This window comes from Marinobacter alkaliphilus, assembly GCF_055394375.1.
Map to the genome: position 1 here is coordinate 3,795,143 of NZ_AP043751.1, position 24,815 is coordinate 3,819,957.

Genomic DNA, 24,815 nt, shown 5'->3' on the forward strand with positions numbered 1-24,815 from the left:
TATAAATAGCTGCCGAGATGTATGTATGAAGTAGGAGCAGCCAGAAAGAAGCACCACGGAGGTGATTTCTATGCGTATCGCAAAAGAGGATATACCTGTTCGAATTGATGTACCGGGGGCAAAAGCACGACAACAAACCGAATTTGGCGATGTATCCGGTTACAACACCATGGGGGCCGAATACTTCTCCTTTGGTGCTGGCACCGACATCACCGAGTTGCTACACGGGCTTGAGGGCAACCGTTGCCAATGCCCCCACTGGGGTTATGTGGTGAAAGGGGAAATCACGGCACTGTATTTGGACGGCAGTGAAGAAACCTCCCGTAACGGGGATCTGTTCTACTGGCCACCCGGGCACAGTGTGCGCGCCGAGCAAGACACCGACATTGTGATGTTCAGCCCGCAGCATGAGCACGGGTTGGTGATTGATCACATCCGGAGACAGGTCGCTGGCTGAATCGGTCAAACCCTGAAACTTAATCTTTCGCCGCCGATTGGCGGCGGCTTTTCGCGAATTGCCGGTTCTCATCGACGCAATGTCGATCGCCTCAGACAGTTTTTAGTATGCAGTGGATGCTGAGAACCGCCCCCAAAATCATCACCGTCCTGTCATTTGAATGACACGGCTTTGTCACCGTTTGGATTTACCGTTTCATTGTAAGTCGCAATCAAGCGAGCTTATCAATTGTAAAAGGTGATCCGATGGCATCTATCCCATCCCAAAGCATGATGCTCCGTATCGAAGACATGGGTGTGACCTACCCCGGAAATGTACTTGCGCTGCGGCCCACCACCGTCGATTTTCACAGGGGCGAGTTTACTGTTTTGCTCGGCCTATCTGGCGCTGGCAAATCCACCTTGCTCCGCTCACTCAATCATCTTGTTCTGCCCACCGCCGGGAGCGTGATCTCGGCAGAGTTTGGCCCACTAAATAGCCGGCGTACCGTTAGACAGCACCGGTCGCGCACCGCCATGGTGTTTCAGCATCACCAATTGATTGAACGTCACACGGCGCTGCAGAATGTTCTAACTGGCCGCCTGGCCTATCACAGCACCTTACGCAGTCTTCTGCCCTTTCCCAGACAGGATCTTGAGCTGGCCCTGCACTGCCTTGAGCGAGTTGGCCTAGCGGACAAAGCCCTTACTCGAGTTGACCAGCTTTCTGGCGGCCAGCAACAGCGTGTGGGCATCGCACGGGCGCTGGCGCAGCAGCCTTCCATGATTCTGGCCGACGAACCGGTAGCCAGCCTCGACCCGGCAACCTCGGAGAAAGTTCTCGGCTTGCTTCGCGATATCTGCCGCGAAGATGGCATTACCACAGTAATTTCGCTGCACCAATTGGAATACGCACAGCGCTTCGCCGACCGGATTATCGGTCTGGCTAACGCCCAGATCGTGTTCGATGCAGCACCAGAGGAGCTGCAACCACACCACCTTAACGAGATCTACCACGGTGGATCGAACTCAACACCGATGCCGGGCAAAGCCCCAGCAGCCAAAACCCAACCTGTAATGCCCCAACCCACGCAACTGGAGATAGCACGATGAAATTCGTAATCAATGCTCTGATAGCAATATGTTTAATGGCAGGATTCAGTCTGCACGCCGCTGCTGATTCCAATCCTGACTTATTGAAAGCCGCTTTGCTCCCGGATGAAAACGCATCAGAACTGATCAAGCGCAACCAGCCGCTGAAGGATTACCTTGAAACGACCCTTGGCAAGGAAGTGAAGCTCATCGTAACCACGGATTATTCCTCCATGATCGAAGCCATGCGCTTCGGCCGCATCGACCTGGCATACTTTGGCCCACTCTCCTATGTGATGGCTAAAAGCAAGAGCGACATCGAACCATTTGCCGCCATGATGGTGGATGGCAAACCAACTTATCGCTCTATTATCATCGCCAATACTGAATCGGGTGTAGAGACCTATGCTGATATCAAAGGAAAAAAAATGGCGTATGGCGACCGTGCTTCTACGTCCAGCCACCTGATCCCCAAGACAGTGCTCATGGAATCCGCCGGCCTGGAAGCTGAACGAGATTATGAAGCTCACTTTGTGGGCTCCCATGATTCGGTAGCGGTGAATGTGGCCAACGGCAATGCCCAGGCTGGTGGTCTGTCCGAAGTTATTTTCCAACACGTTATGGACCGAGGCCTGATCGACAGAAAGAAAGTGCGGGTGCTCGGCTACAGCGGTGAATTTCCCCAGTATCCCTGGGCCATGCGGTCAAACCTGGATCCGGAGCTCAAAGCCAGTGTACGGGAAGCCTTCCTAAATATTGACGACGAAGAGATTCTCGGCAATCTGAAGGCCGAAGGCTTCGCCGCCATATCCGATGCCGATTATGACGTTATCCGCAAGATGGGCAGTCTACTCAACCTAGATTTCGCGAAGATGTAAGGAGCCCCATGACACACACCAAGACGGAACCGGCGACCCTGTCGCCGGCCCCGTCAGCTTCCGTGCTGGATGAGCATGCACGGGGCTGGCGGAAAACATTCTGGCAAGCAGCCTTGGTACTGGCGGTGATTTTCGTAGCCAGCTGGTACGTGGATCTGCTGGATTTCCGTACCCTGGCCAATGGTATACCTGCCATCGGGACACTGTTGGGTGAGTCACTTCCACCGGATTTCACCAACGCCCTGGACTGGGTCTCGCCGTTGATCGACACTCTGGCCATGAGCATAGCCGGCACGGCCATCGCGGTTAGCGTCTCTGTGCCGCTGGCATTCCTGGCGGCTCGGAACACTTCACCACATCCGGCGGTATTCCACATAACTCGTACGATCCTGAATGGCCTGCGTTCGGTGCCTGAACTGATCATGGGCATAATCTTCGTAGCAGCAGTTGGCTTTGGTGCCCTGCCCGGTGTTCTCGCCCTTGGGCTTCACTCCATTGGTATGGTCGGCAAGTTCTTTGCCGAGGCGATCGAACATGTGGATGCAGCTCCGGTGGAAGCGGCCGATGCAGCAGGCGCAACCCGGCTGCAGGTGCTCTGGCATGCAGTTCTGCCCCAGGTGCTTCCACAGTTTGCTGACGTTTCTATCTATCGCTGGGAATACAACTTCCGCGCCTCAACAGTGATGGGCATGGTCGGTGCAGGCGGCATAGGTTTCGAGCTGATGGGATCGTTACGCATCATGCAATACCAGGAAGTCAGCGCCATCCTGATTGTCATCCTTATTATGGTGACGATGGTTGACAGCCTGAGTGGTCATCTCCGTAAAAAATTCAAGTAAGGACAACGAATGAAACCACGAGTCATCATCACTCATCGGGTGCATGAGAGCGTGCTAGCTAACATGGAACCTCATTGTGAGCTAATTACCAACCAGTCAGACATCACCCTGCCGGCGAGCTGCATCAGATCACACGTTGCCAACGCCGATGCTATGATGGCTTTCATGCCAGACACGGTCAGCGACGATTTTCTGGCCGCCTGTCCGAACCTGAAGGTGATTGGGGCTGCCCTAAAAGGCTACGACAATTTCGACGTGCACGCCTGTACTCGTCATGGCGTGTGGCTGACCTTCGTGCCGGATCTTCTTACAGTGCCCACTGCAGAGCTGACCGTCGGGCTGACCATCGGCTTGACACGGCAGATTCGAGCAGCTGACCAGTTTGTCCGTTCCGGTGATTTCGTAGGCTGGCAGCCGCAGTTCTACGGCCTTGGAATTGAAGGTTCGACCCTCGGTATTGTGGGTATGGGCGCCATCGGTAAAGCGGTCGCCAAGCGCTTTCAGGGCTGGGGTGCCAACTTACTTTACGCCCAACCAGATGCCCTGCCGGGAGAGGAGGAAGCTGCGCTCAGCCTGACCCGCGCCAGTTTGGATGATGTTCTCTCACAGTCAGATATCGTTGTACTGGCTCTGGCCTTGAACACTCATACTCTCCATACCATGAATGCTGCACGCCTGAGGCACATGAAACCAGGCGCGTTCCTGGTGAATCCGTGCCGGGGGTCGGTGGTAGACGAATCTGCAGTACTTGAAGCACTGGCTTCCGGACACCTGGGCGGCTACGCGGCCGATGTTTTCGAGATGGAGGATTGGGCGAGAGCAGACCGTCCGAGGCAAATCAGCGAAGCACTGAGAGCGCACCCCAATACATTATTTACGGCCCACATTGGCTCAGCAGTGAAAAATGTGCGTTTGGCCATTGAGCAGCGAGCGGCTGATAATATTCTCCAGGCTTTGCGAGGAGAGCGTCCCCGAGATGCAGTGAACACACCACAGGCTGCGGAGAAACAGCCATGCTGAGCCTGGTCTGGCTGAAAAGCTTCACAACGCTGGTAAACCATAGGAGCTTTCATGCTGCGGCCCAGCATCTAGGGATTGCCCAACCTACGCTATCCCAGCATATCCAGAAGCTTGAGGGGCAGTTGGATACACTGTTGATTCGCAGAAGCAAAGCCGGATGCGAGCCCACCCGCGCCGCCCTCGCGCTAATGCCGATTGCCCTCAGCATGTTGCGCCTGGAGCAGCGCGCTCGTGACGCCGTTGGTGGAACCCGGCTCCGGGTCGGGGCTAGCTCAAACATTGGAATCTACTTGCTGCAACCCCATGTGCGCTCATTCCGAAACGCTCCCACCGCTCCGGAAGTAGACCTGGTGATTGATAACAACCCCGCTATTGCCGATCAGCTGACCCAGGGAGAGCTGGATATCGCTATCATGGAATGGTGGCGTCCGACATCGGGCTTCCTGGCCAGAGACTGGCGACAGGAACCGATCGTACTGATCACGCCACCTGACCACCCGTGCGCCCATATGAAAGAAATTGATCGCGATACGTTATCGGGTATGACTCTGCTGGGCGGCGAGCCCGGGACAGGAACAGGCCGGATTCTGGCCAACTTCTTTGGTGATTCGGGACCGTTTCCCAGCGTGTCAATGCAACTGGGCAGCACCGAGGCCGTGAAGCAAGCGGTTAAAGCCGGGCTGGGTGTTTCGCTGGTGCTGGCGGCGTGCGTCAGTGACGAAGTGCAGGCGGGCACCCTGAAAGCCATTCCTGTGAGTGATTCAGGGCTGGCAAAGTCGCTGATGGTGATCAACCCGGAAGCCCTGACATCACACCCATCCGTGTCTGCCTTTGTTCGACACCTCTGTCACTGATGAGTTGGAACTGAACCTGTTTTGCGACAATGCGGCTTGGGGATATACCTGATGCCGGCGTGGGAACCACGAGTTCTGCGATTAAGGGCTTATGGTGCGTTTTTCCGTTTGATTGCTAAGCTTGTGATGACCCAAAAATAATAAAGGAGAACACCATGTTAGACAGAGCATCCAAACCCTTTGTCAGTCTGGTGGAGAAGTACCTGCCAGACCCCTACCTGTTCGTTATTATCCTCACGCTACTGTCGTTCATCGCCGCCATGGTCTTTGAAGGCCATGGCCCGTTGGCGGTGATCGAGATGTGGGGTAATGGCTTCTGGAACCTGCTGACGTTCTCCATGCAGATGCTGCTGGTGCTGGTTACCGGGTTTATGCTGGCCAGCACACCACTGGTGCGCGGCATACTCAACCGGATTGCGGGCCTGGCAAGAACGCCCGGGCAGGCAATTGTGCTGGTTACCTTCGTGGCCCTGATTGCCAGCTGGATCAACTGGGGGTTCGGCCTGGTGGTGGGGGCGCTGTTTGCCAAAGCCCTGGCCCGGCAGATTCGGGTGCACTATCCGCTGTTGATCGCCAGCGCCTACTCTGGGTTTATCGTGTGGCACGGCGGGCTGGCGGGGTCCATTCCGCTGGTAATTGCCACCGATGGCCACTTCACGGAAAACGTGATCGGCGTTATCGGTACCAGCGAAACCATTTTCGCGTTTTTCAACCTGGCCATCGTGGTGGCCCTGTTTATCGTGGTGCCGCTGGTTAACCGGCTCATGTTGCCCGAGGAACGAAACAGCGTGTACGCAGACCCGAAAGTGCTGGACGACGAGCCAGACACCGCCGTTGTGATCAATCGCCCGGCGGACCACCTGGAAAACAGCAGGATTCTGGCGTGGCTGATTGGCTTCAGCGGCATCGCGTTCATCTTCCAGTATTTCATTAACGGTGGCGGCCTGAACCTGAACATCGTCAACTTCATGTTCCTGTTCCTGGCAATCATTCTGCACCAGACTCCCAAACGCCTGTTGGCCAGTCTGAACGAGGCGGTTAAAGGTGGTTCCGGCATCGTGATTCAGTTCCCCTTCTATGCAGGCATCATGGGGGTTATGACTGCATCCGGCCTGGCCGCCAGCATTTCCTCGGGCTTCGTTTCCATCGCCAGCGCGCAAAGCCTGCCTTTCTGGAGCTTTATAAGCGCAGGCCTGGTGAACATTTTTGTGCCGTCTGGGGGTGGGCAATGGGCGGTGCAGGCGCCGGTCATGCTGCCAGCTGCCCAGGAACTGGGTGCCGATATCCCCAGGGTTGCCATGGCGGTAGCCTGGGGTGACGCCTGGACCAACCTGCTGCAACCTTTCTGGGCCCTGCCCGTGCTGGCGATTGCCGGGCTGAAAGCCAAAGACATCATGGGCTATTGTCTGATGCTGCTGTTTATTACCGGCGCCATCATTAGCATCGGCCTGACCTGGCTTTAACGCCTTGCCGGCTGTTGGCAAACCACTTTGTCAACAGCCGGCCAAGTCGGATTCAGCCAAGGTTCTTTTTCAGGAATTTCTGGATTTCGCCGACGATCCCGCTGCGGAACGCAAGTACGGTCAGTACGAAGATGCCGCCAAGGATCGGGTTCACCCAATCCCGCAGAGGCCCCTGGGACAACTGGTATTCAATGTTGACCACAAAGGTGGCGCCCACCACCGGGCCGAGCAAGGTTCCCATGCCGCCGACCAGTGTCATCAGGATGACCTCACCGGACATATGCCAGTGGGCGTCGTTGAGCGAAGCCAGCTGGAACACCACCGATTTCATGGAACCTGCCAGGCCCGCCAGTGCCGCCGAAATCACGAATGCCAGCACTTTGTAGCGATCCACGTTGTAGCCAAGTGACACCGCGCGGGGTTCGTTCTGCTTGATGGCCTTGAGCACCTGGCCATAGGGGCTGCTGACAATGCGTTGGACCAGCAGGTAGCAACCGATGAACACGGCCAGCACGAAGTAGTACATGTTCAGGTTTTCCGACAGGTCAATCAGCCCGAACAGGTGGCCCCGGGGGATGCCGTGCATGCCGTCTTCGCCGCCGGTAAATTCCGACTGTACGAAGAAGAAGTAGACCAACTGGGCCAGGGCCAGGGTGACCATGGCAAAGTAAATACCCTGCCGGCGAATGGACAACAAGGCGAACGCCAGGCCCAGAGCGGTTGCCACCAGGGTGCCTGCAATAATGCCCACTTCTGTGGTCAGGCCCGAGTAGTTGCTGAGCAGGTAACCGGTGGTATAGCCGCCGGTGGCGAGAAACGCGGCATGGCCAAAGGACAGCAGCCCGGTAAAACCGAACAGCAGGTTAAAGGCAACCGCAAAGAGTGCGAAGCACAGGATCTTCATCAGGAAGACCGGGTACATCGCGAAAGGCGCTGCCAGCAGCAAGAGCAGCAGTACGCCGTTGAGGAGCATCTTCCGGCGATCCTGGGCCTTTTGCTGGTCGATGATCGCCTTTCGCACATCGGCGGGATTAAAGGATTGGCTCATGATTATGCTTCCTTACCAAACAGGCCGGAGGGTCGGAACATCAACACCACCACCATGACCAGGAAAATAACGGCAGACGACGCGGGTGGGTAAAAGGTTTTGGTGAGGCCTTCAATCACGCCCATCAGAATGCCGGTGATAATCGCCCCGCCAATGGAGCCCATACCGCCAATCACCACTACGGCAAACACCACGATCAGCGTATTGGCGCCCATTCCGGGCGTGACGGAGTAGATGGGTGCGGCAAGCACACCGGCAAAAGCCGCCAGCGCCACACCAAAGCCGTAAGTGAGACTGACCAGCAAGGGCACGTTGATGCCAAAGCCCTGCATGAGCTGGGAATCTTCCGTGCCGGCACGCAAGTAGGCCCCCAGCTTGGTTTTTTCAATCATGAACCAGGTGCCAAAACACACCAGCAGCGCCACCACAATCACCCAGGCCCGGTAATAAGGCAGGAACATAAAGTCCAGTTTAATGCCGCCCTTGAACATATCGGGCATGGCATAGCGCAGGCCAGACACACCGTAGATATTGGTGAGCACGCCCTGAATAATCAGCGCCACCCCGAAGGTGAGCAGCAGGCTGTATATGTGATCCTGCCCGGCAATTCGCCGCAGCAGGAAAAATTCGATCAGCACCCCGAACACGCCGACCAATAGCGGCGCCATAAACAGGGCGACCCAATAGTTGACGCCCAGGGTGTTGAACATAACCACCGTCAACAGGGCACCCAGCATATACATGGCACCGTGGGCGAAGTTGATGATCTTCAACAGGCCGAAGATGATGGCAAGGCCCAGGCTTAACAGGGCATAAAAGGCGCCATTGATGAACCCGATCAAAAGCTGACCGGAGAGCACAGCAAGAGGGACGCCGAAAATCATGGTCATGGGTTTAACTCCACAAGCAGCACGTACGTTGGTATTGAGCTTGTTGGCTCAGTGATATGCCGGGCGCACCCTGCCCTGTTGCAGGGCGCGCCCGGCTTTCCTCAGCCTCAGTTAGTCACCAGTTTGCACTTGCTCTCAGAGAGTGGGCGGTAGGCTTCGTCGGCCGGTATGGTCCGCAGGATCTTGTAAAGATCCCATTCGTTCTTGGACTCCGCCGGCGTTTTCACCTCGGCCAGATACATGTCGTGCACCATCCGGCCGTCTTCGCGGATACGACCATTGGTGGCGAACATGTCGTTGATGGGTGTGTCCATCATCTGCTTGCGAACGGTTTGGGCATCGTCCGAGCCTGCCGCGGCTACCGCATTCAGGTAATGCAGGGTGCTGGAATAGATACCCGCATGCACCATGGTGGGCCGCACACCGGTTTCTTTCATGAAGCGGTCTGACCACTCACGGGTGTCGTCGTTCATGTCCCAGTACCACCCGGTGGTGAGCTGGATACCTTGCGCTGTGTCGACACCCAGCGCATGCACGTCGGTCAGGAACAGCAGCAAGGCGGCCAGGGTTTGGCCCGCCTGGGTAACACCGAATTCACTGGCGGTGGTGATGGCGTTGGTGGTGTCTGAACCGGCGTTGGCCAGGCCAACGACATCCGCACCGGAAGCCTGGGCCTGTAGCACGAAGGAGGAGAAATCCTGGGTCGGGAACGGATGGCGAACAGAACCGACGATCTCACCTCCGTTGGCCTCCACCACGCGGGTAACGTCTGCTTCCAGGGCGTGGCCGAAGGCGTAGTCTGCAGTCATCAGGTACCAGCTCTTGCCGCCCTCTTTAACCACCGCACTGGCGGTGCCGTTGGCCAGCGGATAGGTGTCATACACATAGTGGATGTGGTTGGGGGTGCAGTGCTCATTGGTGATGCTTGAGGCGGCAGAACCGGAGACAATGCCCAGTCTGTCGTTTTCTTCAAGGATCTTGCTGACTGCGATGGTGACAGACGAAGCCACCAGGCCGGCAACCATGTCTACCTTGTCGTTTTCCACCCATCGGCGAACCGTGCTGGAAGACGCATCGGGGTTGTTACGGTCATCGGCACTGAGGACTTCGATCTTGGCGCCGTTCACAGTGCCACCGAAATCCTTGATGGCCATCTGCAGGGCCTTGAGGCCATTGGGGCCCGCCAGGTCACGATAGGTACCAGACATATCGGCCAGGTAGCCGATCTTCACCGTATTGTCGGAAATGGCCGCCTGCGCGCCACTCACCATCAGAGCTGAGGCAACGGCTGAGGTCAGAAGCTTTTTGGTCATTGTCATTATTGTATCTCCGCTACTGTCTTGCGTTGGTTGATGTTGTTGGAGTTATTGGTTTTGTTGCACCTGTTCTATCCGGAGTTCAGACCCCCAAATAGCCGTCCAGCACCGATTGTTTGGCACTCAGTTCATCGGCGTGGATTTCTTCCACAATCTGCCCATGCTCAACCACGTAATGCCGGTCAGCCAGCGGGGCTGCAAAGTGGAAATTCTGTTCAACCAGTATGATGGTCAGGCCTTTCTCTTTGAGCGCCATCAGCACCTCGCCCAACTTTTCTACGATCACGGGCGCAAGCCCTTCTGTGATCTCATCCAGCAGGAGCATGTTGGCGCCGGTGCGCAGGATACGGGCCATCGCCAGCATCTGCTGCTCACCACCGGACAGCTTGGTGCCCTGGCTGAACCGACGTTCATACAGGTTTGGGAACATGTTGTAGATGTCTTCCAGGCTCATACCGCCACTGCGCACCACCGGCGGCAAAGTGAGGTTTTCCTGGACGTTGAGAGATGAAAAAATGCCCCGATGTTCGGGGCAATACCCCACTCCCAACCTCGCAATATGGTGCGGCGCGCACTGCATGGTTTCTTCGCCGTTGATCATGATGGACCCGGTGCGGCGGCCCACCATATTCATAATGGCCTTGAGGGTGGTGCTGCGGCCGGCGCCGTTGCGGCCAAGCAGGGTGACCAGCTCGCCACGCTTAACCACCAGGTCGACGCCATGGAGAATGTGAGATTCGCCGTAAAAGGCGTGCAGGCCAGACACCCGCAACTGTTCGTAGTCTTTCTGGGGATTCTGGCTCATTGTGCTGCCTCCGCCTGCTCGGCGGGACTGTTGCCACCGCGTTCTCCGCTGCCATCGCTGCCCATGTACACTTCGCGCACTCTCGGGTCTGCAGAGACCGCTTGATAATCGCCTTCCGTCAGCACAGCACCCTGGGCCAGCACCGTAATGCGGTCGCACAATTTGCTGACCACACTCAGGTTGTGCTCCACCATCAAGACGGTGCGGCCTGCGGCGGCCTTGCGCACCAACTCCACCACCCGCTCTACGTCTTCCGAGCCCATGCCCTGGGTTGGTTCGTCCAGCAACAGCAGCTTGGGCTCCATCGCCAGGGTGGTGGCCAGTTCCAGCGCGCGCTTGCGGCCATAGGCCAGTTCTACGGTGGTGGTGTTGGCAAATTCGATAAGGCCGACGGAATCGAGCAATTCCATGCAGCGCTGGTTCAGCCTGTTCAGGGAGGCGCCGGATTTCCAGAAGCTGAAAGACGTGCCCTCTGCGGTTTGCAACGCAATGCGGATATTCTCCAGCGCCGTCATATGGGGAAACACCGCCGATATCTGGAAAGAGCGGACGATACCCTTACGGGCAATGGCGGCAGACTTCAGGGAGGTAATGTCTTCACCGTGGTAGAGGATCTGGCCTCTGGTCGGGCTCAGGAATTTGGTCAGCAGGTTAAAGACCGTGGTCTTGCCCGCGCCATTGGGCCCGATCAGTGCATGGATATCACCCTGCCGGACCTGCAGGTTGACGTTATCAACCGCTACAAATCCTTTGAATTCCTTGACCAGGTTACGGGTCTCGAGAACGAACTGTTCACTCATGAGCCACTTCACCTTTTGTTATTGTTGTATTTAACAATCAACCCACAGATTAGATTGACGTATACGTAAACGTCAAGAACAAACTTGGTTATTTTTCCGGCGGTATGGAATAGGTCATGGTGGAGTGCGCAACGGGCTCTTCCGAGCCCTCGGAATACACAAATACTTCACCCACACCGATGGTTCGCCCCACCTTGAGAATGGTCGCCCTGGCCCAGATAGGCGCATGAGCCACGGGCTTCCTGAGGAAGTTGATATTCAGGTTGGTGGTGACGGCCAAAGGCACCAGGCCAATCTTGCTGAGCAACGCGGCATACATGGCAACATCGGCCAGCCCCATCATGGCGGGGCCAGACACGGTCCCCCCGGGGCGCAGGTGTTCTTCGTCTACCTCCAGCTTCATTTCTGCCCAGCCATCACCCAGTTCCTGCAGGGTGCCGTATGAGGCCCCCTGCGGAAACTGCTCTTCAAGGAAATAGCGCAGCTCCTCAAAGGTAATCTTCATACGGCGACTTCCTCTTTGGCCCGGTTGCGCAACACAAAGCGTTGGATCTTGCCGCTGGGTGTTTTCGGCAACTCTTCCACAAACTCGATTTCCCGCGGGTAGGCATGGGTCGACAAGCGGTGGCGAACCAGGTCCTGCAGCTCTTCCTTGAGCACGGCGTCGTCTGCCGGCTCCTGACCGGATTTGATAACCACATAAGCCTTGATGATCGAGCCACGCTTTTCATCCGGCTTGGCCACCACACCGGATTCGGCCACCGCCGCGTGCTCCAGCAGGGTACTTTCAACATCCGCTGGCCCTACGCGGTAACCTGCTGTGGTGATAATGTCGTCGTCACGGCCGCTGAAGGAGAAACTGCCATCGCCATGGCAGATCACCATGTCGCCGGTCAGGTAGTAGCCGTTCACGAACGGGTCTTTCTCGCCCCAGGTGTAGCCATCAAAATGGAACAGCGGCGACGCCTTGAGATCCACTGCCAACTGGCCGATTTCGCCCTCGCCCACTTCTTCATTTTTTTCGTTCAACGCCACTACTCTGTGGCCAGGCGATGAGAACCCCATGGAGCCCTGGCGAATCGGGTGGTCCAGGCCGTGGAAGTTGCAACAGGTCATGCCGGTTTCAGTCTGGCCATAATGATCCTTCACCGGGCAGAAGTGACGTCGAGCAATCCAGTTCACCACCTCCGGATTCAGGGGCTCGCCGGCGCTGCTGCACACCCTCAGGCCAAGATTCTCCCCTTCCGGCAGAACCTGATCGTTCGCCTTGAGCAAACGATAGGCCGTCGGCGCCGCTGCGAGGTTGGTGATCCGGTACTTGCGGATCATCTCGTAGGTGGATTCCGGGGTGAACGGATTGGGATTGAAATGGGTGGCGTGGCCCATCAGCAGCGGACCGGTTACCGCGTAGTACAGGCCATAGGCCCAACCGGGGTCTGCCACGTTCCAGAATACGTCGTCTTCGCGCAGGTCGATGGCGTATTTCATGTAAACGTAGAATGCCAGCAACGCTTTGGCGGGCACGGCTACACCTTTGGCCTTGCCAACAGTACCGGAGGTAAACATCTGCAGGAACGGATCGTTGCCAGTGATCATTACCGGCTCGCACTGGTCTGACTGCTCCGCCAACACCGCATCGAAATCGCGCACATCCGCACCGGTGGCCGCCGCGTTCAGGCACAGTACCGGCGGGCAATTTTTGACTTCTTCCAGCTTGGGGTAGTTGTCTGGATCGGTCACCACCAGCCGGGTGCTAGCCTTCTCCAGGCGATACTCGATAGCGCCGGAACCAAAGGCGGTGAACAACGGCTGGTACACCGCGCCCAGGCGCAGGGTTCCAGCAATCACAATCAGCAGCTCCGGCCCCCTGGGCAGAAGGCCGGCTACCCGGTCACCTTTGGTGACACCAAGAGACTTCAGGTAGTTGGCGAAACGTGCAGACGCGGCTTTGAGCTCAGCGAAGGTCAGGGTTCCCTCACCACCGCCGATTTTTTCGTAGTAGAGCGCAACCTTTTGCGGGTCAACGGCCCATCGGTCACAAATTTCGTGGCATACGTTCAGGCCACTCTCCAGGCGTCCGTCCAGGATGTCCGCTTCCAGTGCGGCCGCATCAAACTGGTTGTACACGTCATTGTATTGCGGAAGGCTCATCGTACACTCCGTTTGTTGTCGTTGTTGGTTGTACAAACTTCAATCAGGTTTAGCACAGCCTTCACTTTACGTAAAGGTAAACTTTTGGCTAAAGGACGACCAACAAACGGAAGTCTCCGACGGAAACTAATCCCTGTTTTAGATTATGAGCTGCGATTGAGGCGGATAGCCAAATCTCCTGGATTTGGTCGGCATCTGCCTGTTTATTATTCTCGAATCATATGACTGCTTCCGGAGAGGCTCATATGTGTTGGACGCCGGACGTGTTGAGCCCACTAATCTCCGTCATGATCCTTTCAATAACCTGTGTCCGCACCGCAGGTTTGATCCTTTCTTCTGGATAACACCTGACCAGATCAATATGACTTACGCCCTCGTGCGCATGGAACATGTGGTTTTCGACCCGTTGCGTTGCACTGCTCCCGAAAGCCTCGTTCATTTGGTGACTTTGGTCGCACCCGAGCAAGTCTCCCTGCGAGAAGAAATTAAGGCACACATCAACATTTGTCGGTACGTTACGAGGATCAAACCCCCACCGTCCGGGGAATACTCGCCCCAGCCCTCCTGCGGCGATGCTGACGAGCAGGGCAATCTCCACACCTCGTCGCTCAAGCTCGCGTGCAACCTTGACCGCATGAAACCCGCCCTGACTATACCCGAGAATCACGAGCTTCCGCCCCTCGCGACGTGATGCTTGCAAGTCATCTGATATCGCATCAACCGAGTGCAGGTGGCCGTACATTGTCACGTCTGACAACCCCTTGCTTCTAAGGTAACGCAGCAGGTTGCGCTGCATCAGTCGTCGGGCCATGAAGCCGTGAATCACCGCAACTCGCGGACCAGCGTAGCCGCTGTTTGTCTTTGGTCGGTCAGGGACCTGCAACCGTTGAACTAAGCTCAGAAGTTTTCTATCCAAGAAGCGCCACCTTGCATGCCTAACGCCCGCAATCGAGCGCTTGTCGCGTGGATTGATTTGTTATGCCACCTGAACCAAAATATACCAATTATTGGTACTAGCGAGATAGCATCATGCAAAAGAACACCAGCATCACTTTAGGCCAACATTTTGATGCGTTCATTGCGGAACAACTCAAAACTGGCCGATACAGCTCAACCAGCGAAGTTGTTCGTGCAGGATTGCGCCTGCTTGAAGAGTCCGAAACCCGCCTGACTACGCTCCGCAAACTTCTTAAGGAAGGCGAAGATAGTGGCTTTGAGGACTACTCCTATGACTCTTTCATTCGCGAACTGGACAACGAAGAGCGCTAATGCTGAATTTCAAGCTTTCCAGGAAGGCCAAAGCTGATCTCAAATCTATTGCACTGTACGCGGAGCGTAAATGGGGCCGAGATCAACGAAACCACTACATTCTCCAGTTTGACCAGTGCTTCCACCTACTGGGCGAAAACCCGAATCTGGGGCAAACCTGCGATGGGATCCGCGCGGACTACCGACAGTATCCCCAAGGAAGTCACATCATATTCTATCGGGTAGCGACCGACAGTGTCGTTGAGATTATCCGTATTCTACACAAACGCATGTTACCAGATGGGCATCTCCTTTAGGGCATAACGCCCGCCAGGGTTCGCTGGCGCACGCCTCACCTATCGGCTTTAATTATCTGAGTTACTCATTCACAACAGCCAGGCGGTACTTGCCTGCCGGAGTTTTAGCTCTGGTGTATGTCAGCAAGGTGTGGGCGTGACAGGAGGTCATCACCATGAAGCGCATCGCCATTTGCTTTGACGGCACCTGGAATCGGCCAGAGGAAAACATCGGCGAGGATTTCCCCACCAATGTTCTGCAGTTTGCCCGGGCTATTCGGCCCACGGATGATCAGGGCGTGGAGCAGGTGGTGTTTTACGGGAAGAAGACACATTCGTTAGAGCTGCGCACTCCCATCAAGTTTGTGGGTGTGTGGGATACCGTAGGTGCCCTGGGGCTGCCGTTTACCTTTTTCGGGCTGATTAAGGATAAAGACCTGTTTTATGACAGGGAGATTGGCAGCAACATCGCAACGGCCCGGCACGCGTTGTCTCTGGATGAGCAGCGGGAGGATTTTGAACCCACGCTGTGGGAGCCGAGGAACGGCACAGACATCCAGCAGGTGTGGTTTGCCGGGGTGCACTCGGATGTGGGTGGCGGCTACGGCCCGGACAAGTCGAATCAGATTCTGGCAGACATTCCGCTACTCTGGATGGCAGACGAGGCAAAGAAACAGAAACTGTTGTTCAATAACAATCTGCCCTCCCAAACCCATGTAACGGCCGAGCAGCACAATGAATACAAGGGCAAGTACCGGCTGCTGGGCAAGCTGGTTCGCACCATCCCCGTACCCGAGGCCAACCTGACCTACGTACACCCCAGCGTTAAGACGCGCTACAGCAGCGGTTACCGCAGCGAGCCGATTGAGCAGTACATCAAAAGCCATGGCCAGTGGCCACCACTCTGGGGCGGGTGATCAGCCCTTTGTGTTTCGTGCTAGTCTGGTGAGATTAACTGTAGCCCCAAGTTGGTTAATTAAAGCTGAGACCCACGCAATGCATCTTCCATTCTGGCTAACAACGGCCCTGCTGTTTCCAGTTTTGCTGTACCAGGGTAAGCGCACCCGGCGCGCCACTCCTCGGCTGCCGGAGGCCTCTGGCTCTCCGTGTGGGCAGTATGGCGAGGGCGAGCCCGCCAGGCGGGTTCTGGTGATCGGAGAATCCACCGCCGCCGGCGTGGGCGTTGACAAACATGAGCAAGGGCTGGCCAGCCAGTTGGCGAAGCAGATCCATGAACGTACCGGCCAGGCCATTGCCTGGCATACCTTTGGGGTGAACGGTATTCGCCTGGGTGCCTTGAACAAGCAGCTCGCGAAGGCGGACCTGCCAGAGGCAGACCTGGTGATCCTGAGCATGGGGGTGAACGACACCACCGGCTTCACGCCCAGGTACAAGTTTCGCCAACAACTGCTGGAGCTGCGCCAGTTGCTCGATGCCCGTTACCCGGCACCGCTGATGCTTCTGAGTGTTCCGCCCATGCACCTGTTTACCGCCCTGCCCGCGCCGTTGCGGCAGGTTATCGGGTGGCGAGCGCGGCTGCTGGATCACCTGTACAAGACACTTGCCAGCGAGATGCCAGAGCGGTTCTCTTACGTTCACTACCCTGTCATTTCAGACCCGGAATTGCTGGCCAGTGATGGCTATCACCCCGGGGAGAAAGGTTACCGTTACATCGCGCAAGCGCTGGCAGCCCTTCCTTAGGAGTTTCATGGCAACACAATCCACGCCGTCATCCGATAAACACACCAAGTCACCTTCCGAGCGGGACCTGTACCTGGATGCCCTGCGTGCCGGTGCCTTGCTGGTGGTGGTATTCGGGCACTGGATAGCCACCCTGCCCCGGTTTGATGGTGGCCTGGAAATTCAAACAGAACACCTGTTAAAGATCTGGGAGCCGTCAGGGTTTATCACCTGGTTTGTGCAGGTGGTGCCGCTGTTCGTGTTTGTATCTGCCACCGTCAGTGCCGATGGTGTGGCGCACCGGATGGCTCAGGGGCACCGGCAAATGCATTGGTGGGCAGGGAGAGCGCTGGCGCTGGCCAGGCCTACGGTGACGTATCTTGCCGCCATTACCCTGATTGCCCTGCTTTCACTCTACACCGGCGGCCGGGTGTTGGGGCCGTTTAACCAGTCGCTCACCATACACTTGTGGTTTCTGATCATGCTGCTGGCCGTGCAGGCGCTGTTGCCCCTGAGCGTGGAGGCCGACAGGCGCTGGGGCCTGGGGGCGGTCGTTGGGCTGGTTGTGGCAGCCGCGGTGGTGGATGTTGTGCGGGCCATGCCCGGCTCAGCGGCGGATATTCTGCGCCTGGGACACCGGGTAACGGATTCGGCAGACAGCATCGGCTGGATCAATGCCGTGCTGGTTTGGCTGTTACCCCAGCAGCTGGGCATCGCCTGGAAGCGGGGTCGCTTCAGGGGCGTGTGGACAGGTCTATTTTTCTTGGTGCTGGGCGGCTTCTGGCTGGTGGCTGCCCTGGCTAGTGGTTATCCCATCGGCATGGTAGGCCGGGATTTTCACGGCGACAGCAACATGCTGCCCCCCACCCTGGCGCTGGTGGGCGTGATGTGGCTTCAGGTTGGCGCGGTTCTGTTCTTCGAGCGGCCGGGGCGTTGGCTGCTGGACAGGCGCAGAATCAGCGGGGCGGTCACCATGCTCAGTGCCCTGAGTATGCCCCTGTACCTCTGGCACAAACTTGCAGAACTACCAGCCGCCTGGCTGGGCGACCGTTTCGGGTTGCCTGTCGACGCCGGTTTGCCCGGTGAACCCGGCTTCTGGATGGGGCGATTCTGGTGGATTGTGCTCTGCGGCCTGATGGTGGTGCCGGTCATCGCGCTGGTGGTGGCTTTTGAAATGCGCCGCAAGCAAGGCGTTGTGACAACCTCCAGGCCCCGAATCATCCTGGCCGGCGGCTTCTCGCTGATGGCCGGGCTGGTTGTCAGCCTGGCACTCGGTGCACTACCGGGCGCCCTGATTGGTCTGCTCGGAGTTGCGGCTGCGTCCTGGCTGTTGCGGGTGCATCCCCAGCCAGGACGATAACCGGATCTTTACAGCGCCGCCTTACAAAGCTGAGCCGCTCAGTCCGCCTTGTAGAGCCGGAGGATGCTGGAAAAATCCAGCTCACCATTACCCTGCCCTGCATGTAGCTGGAACAGGTTGCGGGCCAGTGAGCCCATGGGGATAGACGCCTGGTTCTTCACCGCGTTATCAAACGCCAGGCCCAAATCTTTGGTCATCAGGTTCACAAGGAAACCACCCTGGTACTCTCGCGATGCCGGTACGCCCTCCATCACACCCGGCCAGGGGTTGTACACGTTCAGCGCCCAGTTGCCGCCAGAGCTCTGCTTCATGATTTCCGACAGTACCGCTGGGTCCAGGCCGTTCTTGGCGCCCAGAGCCAGGGCCTCGCTGGTCCCTGCCATCAGGATGGCCAGCATCATGTTGTTGCAGATCTTGGCCACCTGGCCGGCGCCGTGGGGGCCCGCGTGGAAGATGTTTTTTCCCATGCCTTCCAGGACAGGTTTGGCGCGATTGAAAGTGTCTTCTTCGCCACCGCAGATGAAGGTGAGGGTGCCGGCTTTGGCACCGCCTACGCCACCGGACACCGGGGCATCGATGAACGCCAGGCGCCGTGCTGCAGCGGCTTCCGCCACGGCGCGGGCAGTCTCCGGGGCAATGGTGGAGGAATCAATCACCAGGGTGCCTTCCGGCAAGGCCGAGAGCAGGCCGTCGTCGCCCAGGTACACCGCTTCCACATGTTTGCCGGCCGGCAGCATGGTGATGATGCACTCTGCCCCTTCGGCAGCGGCCTTGCCGGAATCGGCGGTGCTGGCGCCTTCGGCCACCAGCGCCTCAACGGCATGATGTGACAGATCGAATACGGTCACATCATGCCCGGCCTTGAGCAGGTTAGAGGCCATGGGTGCGCCCATGTTGCCCAGGCCGATAAAGGTAATCTTCGCCATGTTGCTTCTCCTTGTTGTTGTCGTTAAGCCAAGGGGCAGTGGTTAGCCCTCGGCTTCCTGGCTGAAAAACTCGTCTACCCAGCTGTTGTCGATTTCCCCCAGCGAGGCGTAGCGCCAGCGGGGTTGCATGTCTTTATCAATCAGCAGGGCGCGGATGCCCTCGGCAAACTCACCTTTTCTCAGGCATTGCTTCGCCATGACCAGTTCGTTGTCCAATACCTGGGCCAGGCTTTGCAAACGGCTGCGGTGGTAATGCTGCCAATGCAGCGCCAGCGACGTCGGGCTGGCCGAGGCCAGGCCTTTCACAGATCTGCCCAGCCAGTCGTTACGGCTGCCGAATTCCTGCAGGCGACCAACCACCTGTTCCAGGGAATCGGCATCGGTGGCTTGCTGGATCTCGTCGTAATGCTGCCGCACCGGTGATTCCAGCACAGCATCCTGGCTTTGCTGCTCGTACCTGCGCAGTACCTGACTGACCACGGCGTGGCTATTGGAACCCTGCCAGTCGGCCGCAACCAGAGTGTCGACCACCTGCGCTTTAAGTTCCTGCTTCACGAACCGGTCCGCCATGCCAGTGAACAACGCGTCGGCAGCGTTCATCCGGGCACCAGTCAAGCCCAGGAACAGGCCGATTCGCCCGGGCATGCGATTGAGGAACCAGCCGGCGCCGATGTCCGGGTACAGGCCGATGCTTACTTCCGGCATCGCCAGTTTCGAGTGCTCGGTAACCACCCGGTGGGAAGCGCCCACCAACAGGCCGATGCCGCCGCCCATCACAATGCCGTGGCCCCAGCAAATGATCGGTTTCGGGAAGGTGTGAATCTGGTAGTCCAGCTCGTACTCTTCGGTGAAGAACTGGTCGCCCTCGACGAGTTTTCCCGGCTCGGTCATGCTGCGGTACAGAGACACGATGTCTCCGCCGGCGCAAAAGGCCTTGTCACCCTCGGCTTCCAGCCAGACCGCGCACACCCTTTCGTCTTCCGCCCAGCGGGTCAGTTGGGGTTTGAGCAGGCGGATCATCTCCATCGACAACGAGTTGAGGTTGCGCGGTGTGTTCAGCCGCGCCACGGCAATCAGCTCACCACCGGTGGTTGTCCACTCTTCAAAAATAATGGGTTGCTCGCTCATAGCAGTCTCAACGGTTATTGGTTCTTCCAGGCTGGCTTGCGCTTTTCCAGGAAGGCATTCACGCCTTCTTTCTGGTCTTCGGTGTGGAACAGTTCTACGAACAGTTCCCGCTCCATGCGCCAGCCATCGCTGTGGCTGCGACCGTCACGGGCACTCATCACCAGTTGCTTGCAGCGCGCAATGGACGACGGGCTTTGCTTGCAGGCGCCTTCGGCCAGTTTCAGGGCGGCTGCCAGCCCCTCGCCAGAGGGCACCACCTCTTCCACCAGGCCAATCTGCAGGGCTTTCTGGGCATCCACCCGTTCGCCACACAGAATCATGCGCTTGGCCCAGCCTTCACCCACCAGCCAGGGCAGGTTCTGGGTGCCGCCAGCACAGGGCAACAGGCCAACGCTGGCTTCCGGCAGGGCCATCTGGGCGCGCTCCTCGGCGATGCGGATATCGCAGGACAACGCACACTCCAGGCCACCGCCCATGGCGTAGCCGTTGATGGCGGCGATAGACACGCCCCGGAAAGCGGTAAGCGCGGCGAAGGCTTCGCCAAAACGCTGGGCCATGTCGTTGGCCCGGGCAAGATCCCCGTCGGCGAAAGTTTTCAGGTCCGCCCCGGCGGAGAAGAACTTTTCGCCCTGGCCGGTAACCACCAGGGCAAAGATGTTGCGGTCCTGGTTGAGTTCTTCCACCAGTTTCGCCAGTGCTGCCAGGGAATCCGCCGTCCAGGTGTTGGCCGGTGGATTGGCGATGGTCAGGATGGCAATGTGGTCGCGTTTCTCAAGTTGAATCAGGTCACTCATGATCGGTTCCTTGTTTTGTCTCTGGTCGGTTACTGGATGGCTTCTACCACGCCATCCTCCAGCAGCCGGCGGGCGATAATCAGGCGCATGATTTCGTTGGTGCCTTCCAGGATCTGGTGCACCCGTATATCCCGCAGGTAGCGTTCCAGCGGATACTCCCGGATATAACCATAGCCGCCGTGCAGCTGCAGGGCCTCGTTGGCCACGTCAAAACAGGCGTCGGTGGCAAAACGTTTGGCCATGGCGCAATGCAGGGTGGCTTCCGGATCACCGCTGTCCAGCCTGAAGGCCCCCAAACGCACCATTTGCCGGGCCGCTACCAGGTTGGTGGCCATATCCGCCAGCTTGAACTGCAAGGCCTGGAATGCCGCTAACGGTTTGCCGAATTGCTGGCGTTCGTGCATATAATTGCGGGCCCGCAACAGGGCCGCCTGGGCTCCACCCAGGGAACAGGTGGCAATGTTCAGGCGACCGCCGTCCAGCCCTTTCATGGCAATGGCAAAGCCGTCGCCTTCCTCACCAACCCGGTTACTGGCGGGAATGCGCACATCTTCCAGGGTGACCATACGGGTTGGCTGGCTGTGCCAGCCCATTTTCTCTTCGTTCTTGCCGTAGGAAATGCCTTCGGCATCAGCCGGAATCACGAAGGTCGAGATGCCCCTGGCACCGCTGTCGGCATCTCCGGTTCGGGCCATCAACACTAGAATATCGGTGGCACCGGCACCGGAGATAAACATCTTGCTGCCGTTGATCACATAGCTGTCGCCGTCTCGCACCGCGCGGGTACGCAGGCTGGCGGCATCGGAGCCGGCACCCGGTTCGGTCAGGCAGTAGCTGGCCAGCCATTCGCCGCTGGCCAGCTTGGGCACATAGGCCTGCTTCAGGTCGTCCGAGGCAAAGCTGGCCACCATCCAGGTGGCCATGTTATGGATGGTGATAAACGCAGCGGTGGAGGGGCAGGCCATGGCCAGCTCTTCCACGATCACCGAGGTGTCCAGGCGAGACAGCCCCATGCCGCCCAGGGCTTCGGGCGTGTACATGCCCATAAAGCCCATCTCACCCGCCTGCCTCATCACCTCCACCGGGAAGATGTGTTCGGCATCCCATTGGGCCGCGTGCGGTGCCATGGATTTCTCGGCGAAGGCACGGGCGGCATCCCGGAAGGCCAGTTGGTCTTCGGTCAGGTTGAAGTCCATTACCCGGCTCCTCCTTTAGCGAAGCTGAATTGAGAAGTTCGCCTCGGATGAGGTGGCTTCGCTGGAGAACCACCGGGATGTCACGGTTTTGGTTTCGGTGTAGAAGCGAACCGCCTGCTTGCCATAGGCGTGCTGATCGCCGTAGAAGGAACCTTTCCAGCCGGTGAACGAGAAGAACGGCAGGGGCACCGGAATCGGCACGTTGATACCCACCTGGCCCACATCAATCTCATGCTGGAACCGGCGCGCGGCGCCACCGTGGTTGGTGAAGATAGAGGTACCGTTACCGTAGGGGCTGTTGTTGATCAGCGCGATGGCTTCGCCCAGGTCGTTGGCATTCATGCAGGTCAGCACCGGCCCGAAGATTTCCTCCTTATAGATATCCATCTCCGGAGTCACGTTGCCGAACAGGGTTGGCCCAACCCAGTTGCCATCGGGCAGGCCATCCACGGTGCAGTTCCGGCCGTCCAGCAGGAGTTGAGCGCCCTGCTTCTCGCCTGTGGCGATCAGTTGTTCAATACGCTCCTTGGCCTTGGGGCTGATCACCGGGCCGTAGCTGGCACCGGAATCGTTCCAGGCGCCGGGGCGCACTTTCGCCATGGCCTCTTTCAGTTCCGGAATCCACTCCTGCGCCGCGCCCACGAATACCGCGACGGAAATGGCCATGCAACGCTGACCGGCGGCTCCCACGGAGGCGCCTACCAGGGCATTGATCACTTGCTGTTTGTCGGCATCCGGCATGATCACCATGTGGTTCTTGGCGCCCGCAAAGCTCTGTACCCGCTTCATGTGGCTGGTGCCGGTTTCGTAGATGTAACGCCCCACCGGCACCGAGCCGACGAAGGAAATGGCTTTGATGGCCGGGTCTGTGAGCAAGGTATCCACTTGCTCTTTCGCGCCATGCACCACCTGAAGAACGCCCTTCGGCGCACCCGCCTGCTCGAACAGTTCGGCCAGGCGCATGGGGGTCATCGGGTCTTGCTCGGAGGGCTTCAGGATAAAGGTGTTACCGCAGGCGATGGCCATGGGGAACATCCACAGCGGGATCATCGCCGGGAAGTTAAACGGGGTGATGCCCGCACACACGCCCAGAGGCTGAACCCAGGAATGGGTATCCACTTCGCGGGCTACGTTCTCTACCGTTTCCCCCATCATCATGGAGGCGACATTGGCAGCGTGCTCCACCACCTCGATACCGCGCCAGACATCGCCCTTGGCGTCGTCAAAAGTTTTGCCGGTTTCCTGGGACAGGATTTCGGCAATCTCATCGTGGTGCTGTTTCAGCAGTGCCTGGTAACGCAGCATCACCCGGGCACGCTCGGACACCGGGGTTTCTTTCCAGCTCTTGAACACTTCCCCGGCGTTATCGATGGCCCGGCGCATTTCGGCTTCGGTGGCACAGGGCACCTGGGCGATCACTTCGTTGGTGGCGGGGTTGGTGACGTCGATCCAGTTTTCGGTCTGGCTCTGGGCAAATTCACCGGCGATGTACTGAGGTATCTTCTTCATGCTGATAATCCCTGTTTGTTGTTATGCGGGAGCGCCGTTTCCCAGCGGGAAGCGGCACGATATGAAAAGAGCGTAGCATGGGGTTTGGCAAAGGGTGATTGACTAAATTTCGCCCATGATGGATTATTTTTCGATGCCACAGGAACCGAGAACCCCGAAAACCACCCAAACCTCGCAATGGCCGGTGCCGCCAGACAGCGTGCGCTATGTGGTGCCGGAACCAATTGTGCGCTTGCTGGCCAAGCACCCATTAACCCGCGAGCTGTACCCATTGGCTTTTGGCCACTACCGCAGGGCCGCTGGCCATCACATGCACCGGGAACACCATCGTGACAATCTTTTGATCTATTGCACTGAAGGCCAGGCCTTCCTGAATGTCGCGGGCGAGCCCCTGACGGTTAACGCGGGGGATCTTCTGCTGTTACCCGCCGGTGCCAGCCATCGCTACACCGCCGCACCGGACAACCCATGGACCATTCACTGGGTGCACTACACCGGGCCGCTGGCAGAAGAGTTCAGAAATTACATGGGCTTTGATGGCAACAACCACGTTCGCCATCTGGGCCGGCAACCGAGGCTGTTGGTGGATTTCAACGGACTGTTGTCGGTTCGCCAGACCGGGTTTCGCGCCCGGGGGCTGATTCATGCCAGCAATCGCTTGCGACAACTGCTGGCCGCCGTGCCCCTGAATGCCGATGAGACCGGCCTGGCACAACAGGCGGAGCTGGAGACCATCCACAACTACATGCGGGAACATCTTGAGGAACGGCTAACGTTGCAGCAACTGGCGGAGCTGTCCGGCCTGTCGCCGGCGCACTTTGCCACCCGCTACCGGGCGCAGACCGGCACCTCACCCATTCAGCACTTCCTGCACCTGAAGGTGGAGCGGGCCTGCCAGTTGCTGGATACCACCAGCCAGAGCTTCGCCGACATCAGCCGGCAGCTGGGTTATGACGACGCCTATTACTTTTCCCGGTTGTTCAAGAAGGTGATGGGCAAGTCCCCCAGTGACTATCGCCACACGGCCAGACACTGATAGATTAACCAGCCGGTTACATTCAACAAGCACAGGAAATCGACAGAACAT

Annotated in this window: 26 protein-coding genes; 13 read left to right on the plus strand and 13 right to left on the minus strand. The window is 57.9% G+C overall.

Annotation, left to right across the window (positions count from 1 at the left end; translation table 11 throughout):
• The first annotated feature begins 70 nt into the window (after positions 1-70).
• From ACZ5Q2_RS17380 to ACZ5Q2_RS17410, 7 genes are all read left to right on the plus strand, one after another.
• A complete protein-coding gene (locus ACZ5Q2_RS17380; RefSeq protein WP_286921760.1) occupies positions 71-457 on the plus strand; it encodes a cupin domain-containing protein in 387 nt (128 codons plus the stop codon).
• A gap of 245 nt (positions 458-702) precedes the next feature.
• Entirely contained in the window at positions 703-1,548 is an 846-nt protein-coding gene (gene phnC / locus ACZ5Q2_RS17385) for a phosphonate ABC transporter ATP-binding protein (protein ID WP_432210629.1), read from the plus strand.
• Complete coding sequence (gene phnD, locus ACZ5Q2_RS17390; protein WP_432210628.1) at positions 1,545-2,405, plus strand: phosphate/phosphite/phosphonate ABC transporter substrate-binding protein; 861 nt, start codon at positions 1,545-1,547, stop codon at positions 2,403-2,405. The genes phnC and phnD overlap by 4 nt, the downstream gene beginning before the upstream one ends.
• An 8-nt stretch (positions 2,406-2,413) precedes the next feature.
• Positions 2,414-3,244, plus strand: coding sequence for a phosphonate ABC transporter, permease protein PhnE (gene phnE / locus ACZ5Q2_RS17395; protein WP_286921763.1), 831 nt, complete (start codon positions 2,414-2,416; stop codon positions 3,242-3,244).
• A 9-nt stretch (positions 3,245-3,253) separates the two neighbouring features.
• Positions 3,254-4,264: a phosphonate dehydrogenase gene (locus ACZ5Q2_RS17400; protein WP_286921764.1), complete on the plus strand. Its 1,011-nt coding sequence runs from the start codon at positions 3,254-3,256 to the stop codon at positions 4,262-4,264.
• Positions 4,258-5,118, plus strand: a complete 861-nt coding sequence (locus tag ACZ5Q2_RS17405) for a LysR family transcriptional regulator (protein WP_432210627.1) — start codon at positions 4,258-4,260, stop codon at positions 5,116-5,118. Before ACZ5Q2_RS17400 ends, ACZ5Q2_RS17405 begins: the two co-directional genes overlap by 7 nt.
• A 155-nt stretch (positions 5,119-5,273) precedes the next feature.
• Positions 5,274-6,581, plus strand: a complete 1,308-nt coding sequence (locus ACZ5Q2_RS17410; RefSeq protein WP_286921766.1) for a short-chain fatty acid transporter — start codon at positions 5,274-5,276, stop codon at positions 6,579-6,581.
• A 52-nt stretch (positions 6,582-6,633) separates the two neighbouring features.
• Here the strand turns inward: ACZ5Q2_RS17410 and ACZ5Q2_RS17415 are convergent, their stop codons facing one another.
• The 8 genes from ACZ5Q2_RS17415 to ACZ5Q2_RS17450 form a co-directional block, all read right to left on the minus strand.
• On the minus strand, positions 6,634-7,629 hold the full coding sequence (locus ACZ5Q2_RS17415) for a branched-chain amino acid ABC transporter permease (RefSeq protein WP_152437593.1): 996 nt from the start codon (positions 7,627-7,629) through the stop codon (positions 6,634-6,636).
• 2 nt (positions 7,630-7,631) lie between these two features.
• Entirely contained in the window at positions 7,632-8,519 is an 888-nt protein-coding gene (locus ACZ5Q2_RS17420; RefSeq protein WP_432210626.1) for a branched-chain amino acid ABC transporter permease, read from the minus strand.
• 107 nt (positions 8,520-8,626) lie between these two features.
• Positions 8,627-9,838, minus strand: a complete 1,212-nt coding sequence (locus ACZ5Q2_RS17425) for an ABC transporter substrate-binding protein (protein ID WP_061333516.1) — start codon at positions 9,836-9,838, stop codon at positions 8,627-8,629.
• 79 nt (positions 9,839-9,917) lie between these two features.
• Positions 9,918-10,640: an ABC transporter ATP-binding protein gene (locus tag ACZ5Q2_RS17430; RefSeq protein ID WP_061333515.1), complete on the minus strand. Its 723-nt coding sequence runs from the start codon at positions 10,638-10,640 to the stop codon at positions 9,918-9,920.
• The gene (locus tag ACZ5Q2_RS17435) at positions 10,637-11,440 is read right to left on the minus strand and encodes an ABC transporter ATP-binding protein (protein ID WP_061333514.1); all 804 of its coding nucleotides are present in this window, start codon (positions 11,438-11,440) and stop codon (positions 10,637-10,639) included. Before ACZ5Q2_RS17435 ends, ACZ5Q2_RS17430 begins: the two co-directional genes overlap by 4 nt.
• 88 nt (positions 11,441-11,528) lie before the next feature.
• Positions 11,529-11,945: a PaaI family thioesterase gene (locus ACZ5Q2_RS17440; protein WP_061333513.1), complete on the minus strand. Its 417-nt coding sequence runs from the start codon at positions 11,943-11,945 to the stop codon at positions 11,529-11,531.
• Complete coding sequence (locus tag ACZ5Q2_RS17445) at positions 11,942-13,591, minus strand: AMP-binding protein (RefSeq protein ID WP_061333512.1); 1,650 nt, start codon at positions 13,589-13,591, stop codon at positions 11,942-11,944. Before ACZ5Q2_RS17445 ends, ACZ5Q2_RS17440 begins: the two co-directional genes overlap by 4 nt.
• A 241-nt stretch (positions 13,592-13,832) precedes the next feature.
• Positions 13,833-14,402: a hypothetical protein gene (locus tag ACZ5Q2_RS17450; protein ID WP_464597167.1), complete on the minus strand. Its 570-nt coding sequence runs from the start codon at positions 14,400-14,402 to the stop codon at positions 13,833-13,835.
• A gap of 218 nt (positions 14,403-14,620) precedes the next feature.
• On the opposite strand from ACZ5Q2_RS17450, the gene ACZ5Q2_RS17455 reads away from it, so the two are divergent.
• From ACZ5Q2_RS17455 to ACZ5Q2_RS17475, 5 genes are all read left to right on the plus strand, one after another.
• Positions 14,621-14,860, plus strand: a complete 240-nt coding sequence (locus tag ACZ5Q2_RS17455; RefSeq protein WP_058091653.1) for a type II toxin-antitoxin system ParD family antitoxin — start codon at positions 14,621-14,623, stop codon at positions 14,858-14,860.
• The gene (locus ACZ5Q2_RS17460; RefSeq protein WP_061333510.1) at positions 14,860-15,156 is read left to right on the plus strand and encodes a type II toxin-antitoxin system RelE/ParE family toxin; all 297 of its coding nucleotides are present in this window, start codon (positions 14,860-14,862) and stop codon (positions 15,154-15,156) included. Before ACZ5Q2_RS17455 ends, ACZ5Q2_RS17460 begins: the two co-directional genes overlap by 1 nt.
• 155 nt (positions 15,157-15,311) lie before the next feature.
• Complete coding sequence (locus tag ACZ5Q2_RS17465) at positions 15,312-16,052, plus strand: phospholipase effector Tle1 domain-containing protein (RefSeq protein ID WP_061333509.1); 741 nt, start codon at positions 15,312-15,314, stop codon at positions 16,050-16,052.
• A 79-nt stretch (positions 16,053-16,131) separates the two neighbouring features.
• Positions 16,132-16,836 (plus strand): SGNH/GDSL hydrolase family protein, encoded by a 705-nt coding sequence (locus ACZ5Q2_RS17470; protein ID WP_061333508.1) that lies wholly within the window; start codon positions 16,132-16,134, stop codon positions 16,834-16,836.
• A 7-nt stretch (positions 16,837-16,843) separates the two neighbouring features.
• Complete coding sequence (locus ACZ5Q2_RS17475) at positions 16,844-18,175, plus strand: acyltransferase family protein (RefSeq protein ID WP_061333507.1); 1,332 nt, start codon at positions 16,844-16,846, stop codon at positions 18,173-18,175.
• Between the two features lie 38 nt (positions 18,176-18,213).
• Here ACZ5Q2_RS17475 and mmsB read toward each other — a convergent pair whose 3' ends face one another.
• The 5 genes from mmsB to ACZ5Q2_RS17500 are packed head-to-tail and all read right to left on the minus strand — an operon-like array spanning position 18,214 to position 23,728.
• A complete protein-coding gene (gene mmsB, locus ACZ5Q2_RS17480; protein WP_061333506.1) occupies positions 18,214-19,101 on the minus strand; it encodes a 3-hydroxyisobutyrate dehydrogenase in 888 nt (295 codons plus the stop codon).
• Between the two features lie 42 nt (positions 19,102-19,143).
• Positions 19,144-20,229, minus strand: coding sequence for an enoyl-CoA hydratase/isomerase family protein (locus ACZ5Q2_RS17485; RefSeq protein ID WP_061333505.1), 1,086 nt, complete (start codon positions 20,227-20,229; stop codon positions 19,144-19,146).
• Positions 20,230-20,243: 14 nt separating this feature from the next.
• On the minus strand, positions 20,244-21,023 hold the full coding sequence (locus ACZ5Q2_RS17490) for an enoyl-CoA hydratase (RefSeq protein WP_061333504.1): 780 nt from the start codon (positions 21,021-21,023) through the stop codon (positions 20,244-20,246).
• Positions 21,024-21,052: 29 nt separating this feature from the next.
• Positions 21,053-22,219: an acyl-CoA dehydrogenase family protein gene (locus tag ACZ5Q2_RS17495; protein WP_061333503.1), complete on the minus strand. Its 1,167-nt coding sequence runs from the start codon at positions 22,217-22,219 to the stop codon at positions 21,053-21,055.
• A 15-nt stretch (positions 22,220-22,234) separates the two neighbouring features.
• Positions 22,235-23,728, minus strand: coding sequence for a CoA-acylating methylmalonate-semialdehyde dehydrogenase (locus ACZ5Q2_RS17500; RefSeq protein WP_061333502.1), 1,494 nt, complete (start codon positions 23,726-23,728; stop codon positions 22,235-22,237).
• A 115-nt stretch (positions 23,729-23,843) separates the two neighbouring features.
• On the opposite strand from ACZ5Q2_RS17500, the gene ACZ5Q2_RS17505 reads away from it, so the two are divergent.
• On the plus strand, positions 23,844-24,764 hold the full coding sequence (locus ACZ5Q2_RS17505) for an AraC family transcriptional regulator (protein ID WP_061333501.1): 921 nt from the start codon (positions 23,844-23,846) through the stop codon (positions 24,762-24,764).
• Positions 24,765-24,815: the final 51 nt, after the last annotated feature.